This window comes from Pseudomonas sp. S2_B10, assembly GCF_054668425.1.
Window position 1 is genome coordinate 5652889 of record NZ_CP162768.1, and the last position, 12893, is coordinate 5665781.

At 58.2% G+C, this 12893-nt stretch carries 21 protein-coding genes; 19 read left to right on the forward strand and 2 right to left on the reverse strand.

The features are described 5' to 3' along the window. The first annotated feature begins 255 nt into the window (after nt 1-255). The 6 genes from AB4O45_RS25275 to AB4O45_RS25300 all read left to right on the forward strand — a co-directional run bounded on the left by AB4O45_RS25275 (nt 256) and on the right by AB4O45_RS25300 (nt 2514). Entirely contained in the window at nt 256-714 is a 459-nt protein-coding gene (locus AB4O45_RS25275; RefSeq protein ID WP_460160746.1) for a hypothetical protein, read from the forward strand. Between the two features lie 367 nt (nt 715-1081). Next, nucleotides 1082-1405 (forward strand): phage holin, lambda family, encoded by a 324-nt coding sequence (locus AB4O45_RS25280; RefSeq protein ID WP_460160747.1) that lies wholly within the window; start codon nt 1082-1084, stop codon nt 1403-1405. After that, entirely contained in the window at nt 1402-1788 is a 387-nt protein-coding gene (locus AB4O45_RS25285) for a hypothetical protein (RefSeq protein ID WP_460160748.1), read from the forward strand. Before AB4O45_RS25280 ends, AB4O45_RS25285 begins: the two co-directional genes overlap by 4 nt. Then, on the forward strand, nt 1748-1930 hold the full coding sequence (locus tag AB4O45_RS25290; protein WP_047297581.1) for a hypothetical protein: 183 nt from the start codon (nt 1748-1750) through the stop codon (nt 1928-1930). The genes AB4O45_RS25285 and AB4O45_RS25290 overlap by 41 nt, the downstream gene beginning before the upstream one ends. 57 nt (nt 1931-1987) lie before the next feature. After that, nucleotides 1988-2263: a hypothetical protein gene (locus AB4O45_RS25295; protein ID WP_460160749.1), complete on the forward strand. Its 276-nt coding sequence runs from the start codon at nt 1988-1990 to the stop codon at nt 2261-2263. After that, the gene (locus tag AB4O45_RS25300) at nt 2260-2514 is read left to right on the forward strand and encodes a hypothetical protein (protein ID WP_460160750.1); all 255 of its coding nucleotides are present in this window, start codon (nt 2260-2262) and stop codon (nt 2512-2514) included. Before AB4O45_RS25295 ends, AB4O45_RS25300 begins: the two co-directional genes overlap by 4 nt. Nucleotides 2515-2548: 34 nt before the next feature. Here the strand turns inward: AB4O45_RS25300 and AB4O45_RS25305 are convergent, their stop codons facing one another. Beyond that, complete coding sequence (locus AB4O45_RS25305) at nt 2549-2803, reverse strand: hypothetical protein (RefSeq protein ID WP_460160751.1); 255 nt, start codon at nt 2801-2803, stop codon at nt 2549-2551. A gap of 143 nt (nt 2804-2946) precedes the next feature. Between AB4O45_RS25305 and AB4O45_RS25310 the strand changes: the two genes are divergently transcribed. From AB4O45_RS25310 to AB4O45_RS25360, 11 genes are all read left to right on the forward strand, one after another. Next, nucleotides 2947-3567, forward strand: coding sequence for a putative metallopeptidase (locus AB4O45_RS25310; protein ID WP_460160752.1), 621 nt, complete (start codon nt 2947-2949; stop codon nt 3565-3567). A gap of 30 nt (nt 3568-3597) precedes the next feature. Next, complete coding sequence (locus AB4O45_RS25315; RefSeq protein ID WP_056785392.1) at nt 3598-4074, forward strand: DUF2280 domain-containing protein; 477 nt, start codon at nt 3598-3600, stop codon at nt 4072-4074. After that, nucleotides 4043-5368: a phage terminase large subunit family protein gene (locus tag AB4O45_RS25320; RefSeq protein ID WP_258606331.1), complete on the forward strand. Its 1326-nt coding sequence runs from the start codon at nt 4043-4045 to the stop codon at nt 5366-5368. The genes AB4O45_RS25315 and AB4O45_RS25320 overlap by 32 nt, the downstream gene beginning before the upstream one ends. After that, the gene (locus AB4O45_RS25325; RefSeq protein WP_460160753.1) at nt 5368-6828 is read left to right on the forward strand and encodes a DUF4055 domain-containing protein; all 1461 of its coding nucleotides are present in this window, start codon (nt 5368-5370) and stop codon (nt 6826-6828) included. Before AB4O45_RS25320 ends, AB4O45_RS25325 begins: the two co-directional genes overlap by 1 nt. Beyond that, complete coding sequence (locus AB4O45_RS25330) at nt 6746-7858, forward strand: minor capsid protein (RefSeq protein WP_460160754.1); 1113 nt, start codon at nt 6746-6748, stop codon at nt 7856-7858. Before AB4O45_RS25325 ends, AB4O45_RS25330 begins: the two co-directional genes overlap by 83 nt. An 8-nt stretch (nt 7859-7866) precedes the next feature. After that, nucleotides 7867-8352 (forward strand): DnaT-like ssDNA-binding protein, encoded by a 486-nt coding sequence (locus AB4O45_RS25335; RefSeq protein WP_442101757.1) that lies wholly within the window; start codon nt 7867-7869, stop codon nt 8350-8352. A gap of 84 nt (nt 8353-8436) precedes the next feature. After that, complete coding sequence (locus tag AB4O45_RS25340) at nt 8437-9174, forward strand: hypothetical protein (protein WP_442101758.1); 738 nt, start codon at nt 8437-8439, stop codon at nt 9172-9174. 3 nt (nt 9175-9177) lie between these two features. Continuing rightward, on the forward strand, nt 9178-10155 hold the full coding sequence (locus AB4O45_RS25345; RefSeq protein WP_460160755.1) for a phage coat protein: 978 nt from the start codon (nt 9178-9180) through the stop codon (nt 10153-10155). A gap of 57 nt (nt 10156-10212) precedes the next feature. Further along, nucleotides 10213-10518 (forward strand): HeH/LEM domain-containing protein, encoded by a 306-nt coding sequence (locus AB4O45_RS25350; RefSeq protein ID WP_460160756.1) that lies wholly within the window; start codon nt 10213-10215, stop codon nt 10516-10518. Between the two features lie 10 nt (nt 10519-10528). Then, complete coding sequence (locus AB4O45_RS25355) at nt 10529-10906, forward strand: hypothetical protein (protein WP_056785409.1); 378 nt, start codon at nt 10529-10531, stop codon at nt 10904-10906. Nucleotides 10907-10908: 2 nt separating this feature from the next. Beyond that, entirely contained in the window at nt 10909-11301 is a 393-nt protein-coding gene (locus tag AB4O45_RS25360) for a hypothetical protein (protein WP_460160757.1), read from the forward strand. Nucleotides 11302-11317: 16 nt separating this feature from the next. Here the strand turns inward: AB4O45_RS25360 and AB4O45_RS25365 are convergent, their stop codons facing one another. Then, the gene (locus AB4O45_RS25365; protein WP_460160758.1) at nt 11318-11773 is read right to left on the reverse strand and encodes a hypothetical protein; all 456 of its coding nucleotides are present in this window, start codon (nt 11771-11773) and stop codon (nt 11318-11320) included. A gap of 107 nt (nt 11774-11880) precedes the next feature. Here AB4O45_RS25365 and AB4O45_RS25370 point away from each other — a divergent pair, with 107 nt between their 5' ends. After that, nucleotides 11881-12477 (forward strand): hypothetical protein, encoded by a 597-nt coding sequence (locus tag AB4O45_RS25370; RefSeq protein WP_460160759.1) that lies wholly within the window; start codon nt 11881-11883, stop codon nt 12475-12477. Further along, the gene (locus AB4O45_RS25375) at nt 12474-12893 is read left to right on the forward strand and encodes a phage tail terminator-like protein (RefSeq protein WP_460160760.1); all 420 of its coding nucleotides are present in this window, start codon (nt 12474-12476) and stop codon (nt 12891-12893) included. The genes AB4O45_RS25370 and AB4O45_RS25375 overlap by 4 nt, the downstream gene beginning before the upstream one ends.

The following is a 12893-nucleotide window of genomic DNA, read 5'->3' on the forward strand; positions in this document are numbered from 1 at the left end:
AAGGTCATGATTCCGGCCTCGAGAAGGCTGAGTCGGAGCCAAAGCAGTGCACTGAGCAGCGACCAGCAGACTGGAACCCGCCGCCCGGGAATCCTGGCTCTGATCAAAACGCCCATACGGGGCGCGATAATGGCAGTGCGAAGTAGACCCATCTAGCGCGTATGACCTACAGAAACCCGGCCCAAAGCCGTTTTTTATTGGTTCCATCTTCTTCGTATGGCAATCTGCCTCCACACAAACCAAATGGAAGTGAGAATGTCGCGCTATACCCAATTGCAAGAACTCCTAAAAAGTCAGAAGTCTTTTGATGAAAAATACTGGCTAGAGCTCCGCTTGGCTGCTCAAGACTTTCGAAAAGGGTTCGAACGTTTTTTAGAGGTTCCCGAGGTTTGGCATAGTTCCGAAACTGGTGACCTGAAGCCCTATGTTCACTTCGCTCGCTTCGAAAATGAATCGTATGTCCCTATACCTTTCAGCGTCATTGAAGCCGTAGACGGTTGGTTGGATTTTCACATTGGCATCTGCTTGGACCATGAGACTGGCGATGCGATTTATCGCCGCGTACAGATCAGGAGCGATAGCTTTGGCTATCGCGTGAAATCCGACACTCCAGTATTTGATTTTAAGGTCAGCGCTTCGCCTGAGCCAGACTTCGATGCCTCCTATGACTTGCTGTTTAGGTCTATGCAAAGTGAATTGAGTCAAAAACCCTAACTTTCCGAACCCCGCACGAGCGGGGTTTTTTATGCTTCGAACTTACCTGTAGCCAGGACAGCCCTCGGGAGGCCTGGACGTCGATAGCCGGATAGTGCGACGTACGGAATCTACACCGGCAGCCCGCGCACTCTGAGCTCACCATCTGCTCGCAGGGTGGCGCGAGACTGGATCAGCGAGATCGATGTAAAGGGGTGTCGACGTTGAGAAGGCCTTTGGCCGACAGCTCGGAAAGACGAGCGCACCTATTCAGGGCCTCTGCATTCGCAGGGGCTTTTTTGTTTTCGGCTCCCCACACCCATTGCTCCGAGCTGGGAGTGCAGCGGTCGCCGGATTTATCAATCTCCCCATGGGGGAGGCAACTCGGATGCCTACCATGCCTGATAAGCCAGACACCTGGGCCAAGATCTGGCTGGCGTTGAGCAATCCGCTCTGGCAGGGCGCAATCATGGCCATCACCGTATCGTTGCTTCGCGTGATGTACGACGCGAAGGAAACCAGTAAGCGTCGGATCGTTTTCGAATCGCTGATCTGTGGATCGCTGAGCCTCGTTGCGTCCAGCGTGATCGAGTGGATGACCTGGCCGCCCAGTCTGTCGGTTGCTGCCGGAGGGACTATTGGGTTCCTCGGCGTGACAGCCATCCGCGAGCTAGTGACCCGATTCCTCGGTCGCAAGGCGGATGCCGCATGAAGGCCTTCGCTGCTGCAATCATCATTGCCCTGGTCGGGCTGCTGCTCGTTGGGATTCAGCAGTCGCGCGTCATCGCCCTTCGCGGGGAGGTGGCATTCGAAGCCAGCGAGAAGAAGAAGGCGGTCGACGCCAACCTCGAAAGCGAGGCCACGATCACCACGCTACGCGCCGAAGCCCAGCGCAACGCCGATTACCAGAAAGACCTGAGCAAGCGGTTACAGGCAAGTCAGGCCAAAGCCAAAAAGGCGGAGAAGAACTTTGAAGACCTCAAGCGCAACAGCAAGCCTGTTCGTGATTGGGCTGCTCAGCCTCTGCCTGACGGCCTGCGCGGGAAAGCCGGCAGTGGTAACAAAGACAGCGGCGGTAAGAGTCGAACCCCCTGAGCTGGTGCCTTGCGAGCGGGTAGCTGATGAAGACCTCGCCGACAACGGCCAGCTGTGGGAGCTGAAGAATCAAGCCATCAATTTGCTCGATACCTGCGCAGATCAGGTCGACGCGCAGATCAAGCGCAGTCAGAGCAAGTAGGTCGCGACACGTTTCGCGAGAGTGCAAATTGTGTCGCGACACCACAAGGAGAAACTCATGGTTCACGGGCGTACGAATCCAACCTGCCGAGGCGACATGCGGCTCGGCACGGGATGTGGTAGCTGTGTGCGATGCGAGGCGTTCAAGCCGGCCGAGATTCACCATCTAGCGGACCACCGTCCTCACTTGATGGTGGCAGCCAGTGACGGACCTCACGTCATTCCACGCGCGCTGATCCAGTCAGTGGTCGACGGCAAGCAACCATCCGCCATCCTCACCGAGCCGGTAGTGCAGCGCATCATTGAAGAGTGGCTGCAGAAGGTGAGCCCGTGACCGCTAAGCTGATCGACTTCAAGCGCGAGGGATGGCGTGACGCCGCCAAGACGCTGCGCAAGATCGCAGATGATCTTGATGCGGGCGCTCATCCGGAATGCACTGTAGGCGCCTTGACCCTGATCGGCCCGAAAGGGCAGGTGACTGTGTTCGGGCTCGGGCCTAAGTGCGACGACCTGCAATGCCTGGGTGCGATGCGCCTGGGTGAGCAGAAGCTGATTGATGTGCTGCTGGACGGCGACGAAGGGTAGATGTGCCGCAGGTGAGTGCGGCACACCTCTTTAATCAAGCAGCGGGGAGTGTCGCAATCGTGGCCCAGCCTCCCATACCGATGCCTACAAGGAGAAGAATAAGTCCAGCCCGAGCTAAATTTAGCCAAGCCTTGTTGATAGTGACGTGCGTAACTGGCTTGCCATTGGCAAACGAGTTTTTGCTTTTATCAATTTGAATTCCGTAGAACGAAAACAAACCTAGAATTGCTGTGCCAAAAATCTGCAGCGTCAATGCGAAAAGAACTATGCCAAAAATTGATAAGCCCATAAGTTTTCCTTGATTGCGTCGGATGTTCCTTCAGATCCTGACCATCTGAATAGATAGAACAGAATTTTAGCGAGGCCACTGGCCATCATTCCAGATGAGGCAAGCTGAAGCAACTGAGCTTGGCTGTCTGAGGGATATTAGTCATGCGACCTATGCCGCCCAACTCGACCATGGAACTTTACAACCTATCCGGGGCCGGCATCCGCCTGACGCCAGCACCTGAGGTTTGGGGATGGCTCCAAGCCGAGATCCTTGCCGACACAGGCAGCATCCACAACGAAGACCATGCCCACCTGATCGATGCGGACGTGCGAGTGATGTGGGCGTCTGCTGCCTTCACGAAGAAAGGGCGTACGGTGGTGGGCCAGGCCGAACAGGTAGCGTTCCGCGCGGGTGGTTGGCAGAAGGCCCGGATGGAACAGCAGATGCTGGATTGGTTCGGCGACGTGCCGGCCTACATCATCACGCTGGCTGCTGACTACTGCGCCCAATGCTCTGACGCTGAGTTCTGCGCACTGGTCGAGCATGAGCTGTACCACATCGCCCAGGCGACCGATCAGTACGGCGCACCCAAGTTCACCCAGGAAGGATTTCCCAAGCTTGAGATGCGCGGACACGACGTTGAAGAGTTCGTCGGTGTAGTACGTCGGTATGGGGCGAGCCCTCAAGTGCAAGAGCTGGTGGACGCTGCAAACAATCCTGCTGAGGTGGGGAAATTGAACATATCGAGGGCCTGCGGAACCTGTCTGCTCAAGTCGGCCTGACTTTGACAGTACTTTGACGGATGCCCACTTATGGCCGCACTCAGAGACGAGGTGAAAGCCTTTGTCGTACAGGCTCTCGCCTGCTTTGACACGCCATCTCAAGTGGTGGCGTCCGTCAAAGAAAGATTCGGGCTCGAAGTGACCCGCCAGCAATGCGAGGCATACGACCCAACCAAGTACGTGGGACGCAACCTGCACGTGAAGTGGCAGACGCTTTTCAACGACACCCGCAAGCGCTTTCGTGAGGAGACGGCAGAGATCCCGATCGCCAACAGAGCGTATCGACTTCGCACCTTGGGGCGCATGGCCGAGAAGGCCGAGAACATGAAGAACATGGCGCTGACTGCCCAGTTGTTGGAGCAGGCAGCCAAAGAAGTGGGCGACGTTTACGTGAATCGTCGGCTCGAACCTGAAAAACCTCTGGGCTCCCAAGCGGACCAGCAGCACGCCGTTGCTGAGTACACCCTGGAGCCTGATGAAAATGTCCCCGCTACCCCGTACCTATGACCCGCCGGTAAAGCTGACGCCGAAGCAGGCGAACATTTACTGCTGGGGCTTCCAGCCTCAGGCGCGCTTCCGCGATGCGGTGTGTGGTCGCCGGTTCGGCAAGACGTTCTTGGGCAAAGCTGAGATGCGCCGAGCTGCTCGGCTGGCAGCTGAGTGGGGCGTGAGCGTCGAGGACGAGATCTGGTACGGCGCGCCGACGTTCAAGCAGGCCAAGCGCGTGTTCTGGCGACGGCTGAAGCAGGCAATCCCTGAAGCGTGGCGCGCACACCGGCCAAACGAAACGGAATGCTCGATCACGCTCAAATCTGGGCATGTGATGCGCGTGGTAGGGCTCGACAACTACGACAATCTGCGCGGCTCAGGTCTGTTCTTCGTCCTGGTGGATGAATGGGCGGACTGTCCATGGGAAGCATGGGAAGAGGTTTTGCGGCCAATGCTTTCGACCTGCCAGTACTCGATACCGGGCATCGGCATGCGAAAGGGCGGTCACGCGCTACGCATCGGCACACCCAAGGGATTCAACCACTGCTACGACACGTTCCAAGACGGCCGGCCGGGGCATGAGCCTGACCACAAAAGCTGGCTTTACACCTCGCTCGATGGCGGCAACGTGCCGGCTGAAGAGCTGGATGCGGCCCGTCGCAAGATGGATCCTCGCACCTTCCGACAGGAATACGAGGCCAGCTTTGAGAATTACGCAGGTGTTGTCTACTACACGTTCAATCGTGAGGCGAACCGCACCAGCGAAACCATCAAGCGCGGTGAGGCCTTGCACATCGGCATGGACTTCAACGTCATGAAGATGGCGGCAGTCGTGCACGTCATTCGCGATGACCTGCCACTGGCCCTCAGCGAGTTTTCAGATGTGCGGGACACGCCTGAGATGATCGAGAAGATCAAGCTCCGCTTTCCAGACCACAGCATTGCGATCTACCCGGACGCCAGCGGCCAGAACACCAGCAGTAAGAGCGCGAGCGAATCTGACCTGTCACTGCTCAAAAAAGCGGGATTTACCGTAGTGGTGGATTCGACCAACCCCGCTGTGAAGGATCGGGTCAACGCCATGTGCGCGATGTTCGCCAATACGTATGGTGAGCATCGATATCTGGTCAACGTCGACCAGTGTCCGAAATACACGCAGTGCCTGGAGCGCCAGATTTACACCGACAAGGGCGAGCCCGATAAGAAGGCCGGCTACGACCACCTGGTGGATGCCCCTGGCTACTTCATTGCCAAGCGGTACCCGATCAAAACACGCACAGGCGGAACACGCCGAATTGGAGGCTTGGCCTGATGCCAGTGCAATCGACAAACCCCGACTACGACGCGCACATCGCCGAGTGGGAAATGATGGACGATGCCCTCGAGGGTGAGTGCGCCGTCAAGCGTAACGAGCGCAACCTGCCCAAGCCGAGTGGCATGGTCGAAGCTGAGAAGCTCGACAGTGCGGGCAACAAGTACCTCTACGAGAACTACACAAACCGCGCTCAGTACGAGCATTGGGTGCGCGACTCGCTGCGATCGATGATGGGGCTGGTTTCCCGGCTTATTCCGGAGATTGAGCTGCCCGCCGGCCTGAAGGGGATCGAGGACAATGCCACTTCTGACGGCTTCGGCCTGAAGCAACTGTTTTTCCGCATGGTGCGGCAGGCTATCTCCCATGGTCGTGTTCCGCTGGTGGTAAACATCGATGATCGCGGCGAGCCGTACTTCTCAACGTACGCCACGCGCAACGCGATCAACTGGGACACGGCTGATCAAGGCGGTCGCCAAGACCTGGTTCTTTCGGTGTTCCGGGAATTCCGCAAGAAGGGCGGTGATCGCTACAGCCATGACTGCGACACGGTATTCCGTGAGTTCTTCATGCAAGGCGAGACCTGTTACACCGCTGTGCGGAACGAAGGTGGCCAGATCGTCGAGGAGGAGAAACCCCTGGGCACTACTGGCACCGACAACCGACTGGTCAAAGGCCTGTCATACCTGCCGGTGATCTACTGCGGCTCGACCGACAACTCGCCGGAAGTGGACGAGGTGCCGCTGCTCACAATGGCGCGCGCCGCGCTCAAGTCCTACCAGTTGAGCGCTGACTATTTCACTGCGCTACACCAGACCAGTCACCCGCAACCATGGGTGTCTGGCCTAGACGACTCCGTAGAGCTAAGTGTGACCGGGCCATCTGCTGCATGGGACCTCGGTCGAGACGGAAAATGTGGCTATCTGGAGTTTCAAGGCGCTGGGATTGAGGCCGTCCGCAAGGCAATGGACGACCAGAAGAACGCCGCGCTTGAAGCGGGTGCCAAGGTCATGGATGTCGACGGTACCGAGTCGGGCGAGGCGCGTAAAACACGTCAGAACGACCAGCACGCCACGTTGCACAGCATTGTCGTGACGGTGGCAGAGGCAGTGGAGCAGGCGCTGCGCTACGCCGCTGAGTGGAAGGGCTACGACCCCAAGCAGGTCAAGTTCAAGGTGAGCCCTGAATTTGTGACGCCAGTGGTCGATGCCCAGGTGCTTGCGGAGCTGCTCAAGGGAGTGATGGCCGGCACGATCAGCGCCGACACCTACTGGCAGTACCTCACCACCGGCAAGCTGCCGGATCGCCCATACGAAGACGAAGCCGACCTGATCAGCGATGAGCGCGAGTCGGCCGGCATCAACCTGGATAAAGACGATGCCATCGACAAACCTGGCGCAGGCGGACAGCCAACTGCTGGAGCAGACAACGCGCCACTCGGTAATGCTGGAGCGGCTTAAAGCCGGCGAGGTCAAGAAGTTCGAGAAGTACCTGCGCCAGATCGACACGCTTGTGCGGGTGCAGTTGACACGCAGGGAGCTGACCACCTACAGCCGGGACCGCCTTGAGCAGTTTCTGGCGCGTGTGGACGGTAAGCTGCTGGAGATCTACAAGGCCTACGGCGACCTGGTGCAGGCCGATCTGGTCGATATCGCTCTGTACGAGTCGACCTTTGAGGCCAACAGCCTGAGCAATGCGCTGTCCATCGACGCGGTTGTGCCGAGCAATACAGTGATCCGCGCGGCAGTATTTTCCTATCCGCTGCAGGTGAAAGGCATCGACGGCGGCAAGCTGCTGAAGAGTTTCGTCAGCGGCTGGACGCGCGCCGAGACGATGCGCGTGACGAACACCATTAGGCTCGGGTTCGGCCAGGGTCAGACGAACGCCCAGATCATTCAGGCGATTCGCGGCACCGCAGCTCAGAACTTCACGGACGGCGTCTTGGCGGTGAGCAATCGCAACGCCGCATCCGTAGTGCAGACGGCAATCCAGCACGTGGCCACGACGGCGCGAATGGAGACGCTGAAAGCCAACAGTGACGTGGTGCTGGGCTATCGCTGGGTGTCGACACTCGACCGCAAGACCTCGCAGCAGTGCAAGGGCTTGGATGGCATGCGGTTCGACCTGGGCAAAGGACCGCTGCCGCCGGCGCACATCAACTGCCGGTCAACCACCGTGCCGACAACCCGGCTTTCGGAGGTGTTCGCCAAGGACGCCACGCGCGCTGCGGTAGGCGAAAGCGGCGGAGCACAGGTCGATGCCAGCCTGAACTATTACGAGTGGCTGGCAACGCAGCCGGCGAGCTTTCAGGATCATGCGCTCGGGCCAGTGCGAGCCAAGCTGTTCCGCGATGGCGGGCTGACGCCGGAGAAGTTCGCCAAGCTTCAGCTCGACAGGTCGTTCAAGCCGCTGACCCTTGCTCAACTCAAGGATCTTGAGCCTGACATGTTCAGCCGGGCAGGCGTTACACTCGGCGCTCAATCAGGCTGAGCACACCTATGCTTGTCATCGTCGAGGATGGAACAGGGAGACCGGACGCCAACAGCTTTGTGCCGTTGGAAAAACTGGTCTTCTACCGAAATTACTACGGCTTCCCGCTCCCTGCTACCGAGAACGAGCAAAGGGCTCTACTGTTGCGCGCTGCGGCCACCATGAACTCCATGGAATGGAAGGGCCGCAAGACGCGAGATACGCAGGCGATGGCTTGGCCGAGGCGCCAGTGCAAGGTCGGAATGGAAATTCTTTCGGAAACGTTTGTCCCGTTCGAAATTGAATGGGGTCAGCTCAGGCTGGCAGTAGAACTTTACGCTGCGGATAACGGGTTCGGCATCCCTGAGCCTGCCTTCGGCACGGAGAAAGACGGAGAGCGCGTGACGTTGCTCCGGAGCAATCCCGGAGCGATGCTTCGGCCTCCACCGTATGCGCCGAGCAGAACTCAGTTCGCCGATTACCTGGTCCTGCGCGGACTCTCGATAGTCCGATAAAACACAGAATTCAAACCAAACCGCCCAATGGGCGGTTTTTTATTGCCTGCAAAGCGGGCCGACCAAACCCAAGGGGTGCACCAAGTGGCAGACGAAAACCAGATTGATCTTGAAGACCCGGCTGTTCAGACCGCCATTGCTGCAGCTGTTGAGGCTGCAACCCTGGGCCTCAAGAACAAAAACACCGAGCTGCTTGGCTCGCTCCGGACTACCAAAACTGAACTGGACGGATTCAAGTCCCAGTTCGAAGGTTTGGATATCGCCGCCGTGAAAGGGCTGCTGACCAAAGTTGGCCAGGACGAAGAGACCAAACTGATTGCCGAAGGCAAGCTGGACGAGGTCATCACTCGCCGTACCGAGCGCCTGCGCACCGACTACGACACCAAGCTCGCGGCCGAGAAGGCACGCGCCGACAAGGCCGAAGCATTCGCCGCCAAGTACAGCGATAAGGTCTTGGCTGACTCCATCCGCGCTGCTGCCATCAAGGCCGGCGCACTCCCCGAGGCCGCCGAGGACATCATCCTGCGCGCCCGGGGCACTTTCAAACTCAGTGAAGACGGCGAAGCGATTGCCACTGACCGTGACGGCGAGGTCGTTTACGGGAAGGACGGGAAAACCCCGCTGTCGCCGCTCGAATGGGCGGAGTCGCTGCGTGAAACAGCAACACACCTGTGGCCAAGGGCTCAGGGTGCCGGTCCGACCGGTGATCAAGGTGGCAAGGCCACGAAAAAATGGGGCGAGTACACGGAAACCGAGCGCGCTGCGATCGCCCGTGACAACCCCGAGCTGTTCAAGAAAATCCAGGCCACCAAAGGAACCTAATTCATGGCAACTACCCAACTGACCGACATTTTCGTCGGTGACTACTACGCCTCGCTGGAGCCGGTAAATAGCCCGGAAAAAACCGCTGTCTACGAGTCGGGCATCGTGACTCGCTCGCCTGTACTCGATGCAATCGCTTCTGGCAGCCAAGGCACCGCCGAGATCAGCTACTGGCAGGATCTCAACGCTGATGAAGCACCGAACATCAGCAACGATGACCCGAACGACCAGGGCGAAGTCGGCAAAGTCACTCAGGACAGCATGCGTGCTCGCGTCCTGTACCTCAACAAAGGTTATGGCGTTGCCGACCTGACCGCCGAACTCGCGAACAGCGAGCCTCAGCAGCAGATTCGCAACCGCTTCGGCACCTACTGGACTCGCCAGTGGCAGCGTTACGCTCTCGGCGCAGCGCGCGGCATCATCGCGTCGAACATCGCCAACAACGGCGGTGACATGGTGATCGACGCCGGCGCGGCCATCAGCGCGAACGCGTTTCAGGATGCCGCCTTCACTGCCGGCGATGCGGCCGACCAGTTCGGCGCGATCGGCGTGCACTCGGTGGTGATGAACCAGATGGTCAAGCAGGACCTCATCGAGTATCTGCGCGATTCCGACGGCAAGATCATCCTGGCCACTTACCTGGGTAAGCCGGTGTTCATGGACGATGGCCTGGTGTACGGACCTGGCAAGTACCTGTCTGTGTTCTTTGGGAAAGGCGCGTTCGGCTACGGCGAAGGCACGCCGAAGGTGCCGGTGGAGATCGAACGCAAGCCGGGCGGCGGTAATGGCGGCGGTGCTGAGGTGCTGTGGGAGCGGAAGACGTACATCCTCCAGCCTGCTGGTTTCAGCTGGAAAGGCTCCGAGGCTCAGAACCTCAGCCCAACCGCGACCCAGTATGCCGCTGCTGCGAACTGGGAGCGCGTGTTCAGCCGCAAGCAGGTCCCATTCGCCGCCGTCATCAGCGGTACCACCACGCCGTAATCCGGCCTTCACTTACCCTGGCGTCTGCAAGGGCGCCGGGCTGCATTGAGGTGACTCATGAAAGTTATCTACACGGACAAACCGGGCAAAGAGCGCGGCGTTTGCTACCGCCTGCTGAGCGAATTCTTCGGCGTCATTGGCACTGCTACTGAGGTGGTCATCGAGGGCGATGCGCCTGAAATTTACGATGCATACGAAGCGGCGGGCATCAAAGTTTCGGACGGCAAGGAGACAGAAAATGTCGAAACCGACCCTCTGAAAATGAAGGTCCCCGAGCTGAAAGATTGGCTGACGGCAAAGGGCATCGCCTTCGACCCAGCCGCCAAGAAAGAAGACCTGCAGGCCCTGGTGCCAGCGGAATAAGGACAAGCACATGACCGACTTCATCACCGTTGCCGATGTTGACGCTTCGCTGGGTCCTGGCTGGGCCGGCGCCGGTGATCCGGTCCTTGCTGTGACCATGGCCAACGCCTGGCTCACGGCCAAGATCAAGCGGGTTGTTCCAGATCCGGTTCCGATCGAGATCAAAACAGCCGGCGCCCAGGTCGCCAAAGAGGCGGCGGCGGGCAAGTTGTACGCGGCAACTCAGAAGGAAGTGCAGAGCAAGACGGTTTCGGCTCAGTCCGGCACGTCTGTGAGCAAGACCTACGTGGCCGGATCTACTGATCAGTCGGCGGGTGTGAACTTCGCCTTGGCGCTACTGGAGCCTTGGATCAAGCGCTCCGGCGTGATGATGCTGAAAAGGATCTGATCATGAGTATGCGCGAAGAGATTCAGGCCGAAATGGCTGAGGCGTTCGACGATCCTGACGGCCTCGCTGACGCGGTCCAGCCGGTGACCGGTGTGCGTAAGGTCGCGGGCGAGTATGACCCCGACCTGGGCGGCGAGACGCCGGAGACCACCATCACTTACATGGGGCGCGGCGTCTTGGGCAGCTACCTGTCCAAGGAAATCGACGGCTCACTGATCCAAACCACCGACAAGAAGCTACTGGTGCTGCAAAACGAGCTGTTCGTTTCGGAGGACGGCATGCCAACAGCTGCACCGGCCGAACCTGCCATCGGCGATATCGTCAACGGAATGCGCGTGATGAACGTGTCCGCCGATCCTGCCGGCGCGACGTGGACCGCTCAGTTAAGAGCGTGAGCGACTTAGTGCTTTGTTACTGCCCATGTAGCTCAATATAGGATTGGACTTGGTCCACGATTAAAGTTTTTTGCATGGAAAAGTTATAAGGGTATCGGGCAGCGATTTTTGTTGATGTTCTGCTTAAAGTCTCTGCGGGCATTCCCTCGGGTTCGTAGGTTTTGAGAAATTCATAGCTCTCAACCTGATCAACGATGAGCGTTTTCTGCATCGAATAATTGCTGGGGTATCTCGCTTCGATTGGACCCTTTATCTTCTCCAATAGTCCAGCAGGTAACGTGCTTGGGTTGTATTTCTCAAGGAAGTCATAGGAGCTAATTTGGTCGCTGAGAAGCACTTTTTGCATAGAGAAATTATCAGGGTATCTGGCTTCGATCTGCTCTCGCATCGCGCTAATCGCTTCGGGAGGAGCGCTGTACGCGAATGCGGGGATGAGCATCAAGCTAGCAATTGCAATTCCAATTTTTTTCATAATGAATTCCTTGTTAGAAAATCCTAGCTTCGCAGGCTTGAGAGTTACAGCGACCCAGTTGTTCAGTTCGTGAACGGAATGACAGTTTTATTAATCGAGTAGATCCTATGCCATCCAGGCTTTCTAGCCAAACTGGTAGCTTCACCCTGAGCCTAGCTGAGTTCGCGGCCCAGACCAAGGAAGCGATCGATGCCAGTGTGCGCGAGATCATCATCGAGGTCGGCAGCAGCGTGATCCGCATGTCTCCCGTGGGCAACCCGGAGATCTGGGCGCAGAACGCAGTGGCGACCGAGTACAACAAGGCTGTCGACGAACACAACGCCGCGCTGCGCGGCGATCCGGCCAACCTGACCAGGGGCGGCAGACTAAAGAAAGGCCGCAAGCTCAACGACGGCATGGACATCAAGGCGCCAGAAGGCTACGTCGGCGGCCGGTTCCGTGCGAACTGGCATATTTCCCTCGGTGTGGTCGAGAGCGTCACCTTCGACGAGGTAGACCCGAGCGGAGCCGAAACCACTGCTGCGTTGGTCGCGGCAATGAGCGACTTCACCGCCGGCCAGATGGCTTACATCATCAACAACTTGCCCTATGCGATCCCGTTGGAGTTCGGCCATTCGACCCAGGCCCCCGGCGGGATGGTTCGGGTAACCGTGGCTCGCTTCCAGCAAATCGTGTTGGAAGCCATCAGGAACAACCAGGTATGAGTCACACCATCATCGCCTCGATCTACGAGGCAAAGCTGATCGCCTGGAACAATGCCAGGCTGGAAAAGCTAAAAATCGTTTTTGAGAACATGGCTTACACGCCGGCGGCAGGCGAGACCTATCTGCGGGCGTTCACCATCCCGGGCGACACGGCCAGCAACACGCTTGGCGGAGACCACCGGCTGTATACCGGCGTGTTCCAGGTCAGCATTATTTGCCCGGCAGGCACAGGTAAAGCAAAAGCCAACCCCATTGCCGCCGAGATCATCGCGTTATTTCCACTTTATGTGCGTGACGAAAAAAATGCTTTCGTAGTTACGCCCATGACACCTGTAGACGTCGGCCCAGGCATCACAGGCGATTCAACCTACACCGTCCCGCTGTCGTTCTCATATCGGTCCGACACAACGCCATAA

Coding starts and splice junctions, on each gene's coding strand:
- AB4O45_RS25275 (WP_460160746.1), top strand. CDS start 256: ATGTCGCGCTATACCCAATTGCAAGAACTCCTAAAAAGTCAGAAGTCT.
- AB4O45_RS25280 (WP_460160747.1), top strand. CDS start 1,082: ATGCCTACCATGCCTGATAAGCCAGACACCTGGGCCAAGATCTGGCTG.
- AB4O45_RS25285 (WP_460160748.1), top strand. CDS start 1,402: ATGAAGGCCTTCGCTGCTGCAATCATCATTGCCCTGGTCGGGCTGCTG.
- AB4O45_RS25295 (WP_460160749.1), top strand. CDS start 1,988: ATGGTTCACGGGCGTACGAATCCAACCTGCCGAGGCGACATGCGGCTC.
- AB4O45_RS25305 (WP_460160751.1), bottom strand. CDS start 2,803: ATGGGCTTATCAATTTTTGGCATAGTTCTTTTCGCATTGACGCTGCAG.
- AB4O45_RS25310 (WP_460160752.1), top strand. CDS start 2,947: ATGCGACCTATGCCGCCCAACTCGACCATGGAACTTTACAACCTATCC.
- AB4O45_RS25315 (WP_056785392.1), top strand. CDS start 3,598: ATGGCCGCACTCAGAGACGAGGTGAAAGCCTTTGTCGTACAGGCTCTC.
- AB4O45_RS25320 (WP_258606331.1), top strand. CDS start 4,043: ATGAAAATGTCCCCGCTACCCCGTACCTATGACCCGCCGGTAAAGCTG.
- AB4O45_RS25325 (WP_460160753.1), top strand. CDS start 5,368: ATGCCAGTGCAATCGACAAACCCCGACTACGACGCGCACATCGCCGAG.
- AB4O45_RS25330 (WP_460160754.1), top strand. CDS start 6,746: ATGCCATCGACAAACCTGGCGCAGGCGGACAGCCAACTGCTGGAGCAG.
- AB4O45_RS25335 (WP_442101757.1), top strand. CDS start 7,867: ATGCTTGTCATCGTCGAGGATGGAACAGGGAGACCGGACGCCAACAGC.
- AB4O45_RS25345 (WP_460160755.1), top strand. CDS start 9,178: ATGGCAACTACCCAACTGACCGACATTTTCGTCGGTGACTACTACGCC.
- AB4O45_RS25350 (WP_460160756.1), top strand. CDS start 10,213: ATGAAAGTTATCTACACGGACAAACCGGGCAAAGAGCGCGGCGTTTGC.
- AB4O45_RS25355 (WP_056785409.1), top strand. CDS start 10,529: ATGACCGACTTCATCACCGTTGCCGATGTTGACGCTTCGCTGGGTCCT.
- AB4O45_RS25360 (WP_460160757.1), top strand. CDS start 10,909: ATGAGTATGCGCGAAGAGATTCAGGCCGAAATGGCTGAGGCGTTCGAC.
- AB4O45_RS25365 (WP_460160758.1), bottom strand. CDS start 11,773: ATGAAAAAAATTGGAATTGCAATTGCTAGCTTGATGCTCATCCCCGCA.
- AB4O45_RS25370 (WP_460160759.1), top strand. CDS start 11,881: ATGCCATCCAGGCTTTCTAGCCAAACTGGTAGCTTCACCCTGAGCCTA.
- AB4O45_RS25375 (WP_460160760.1), top strand. CDS start 12,474: ATGAGTCACACCATCATCGCCTCGATCTACGAGGCAAAGCTGATCGCC.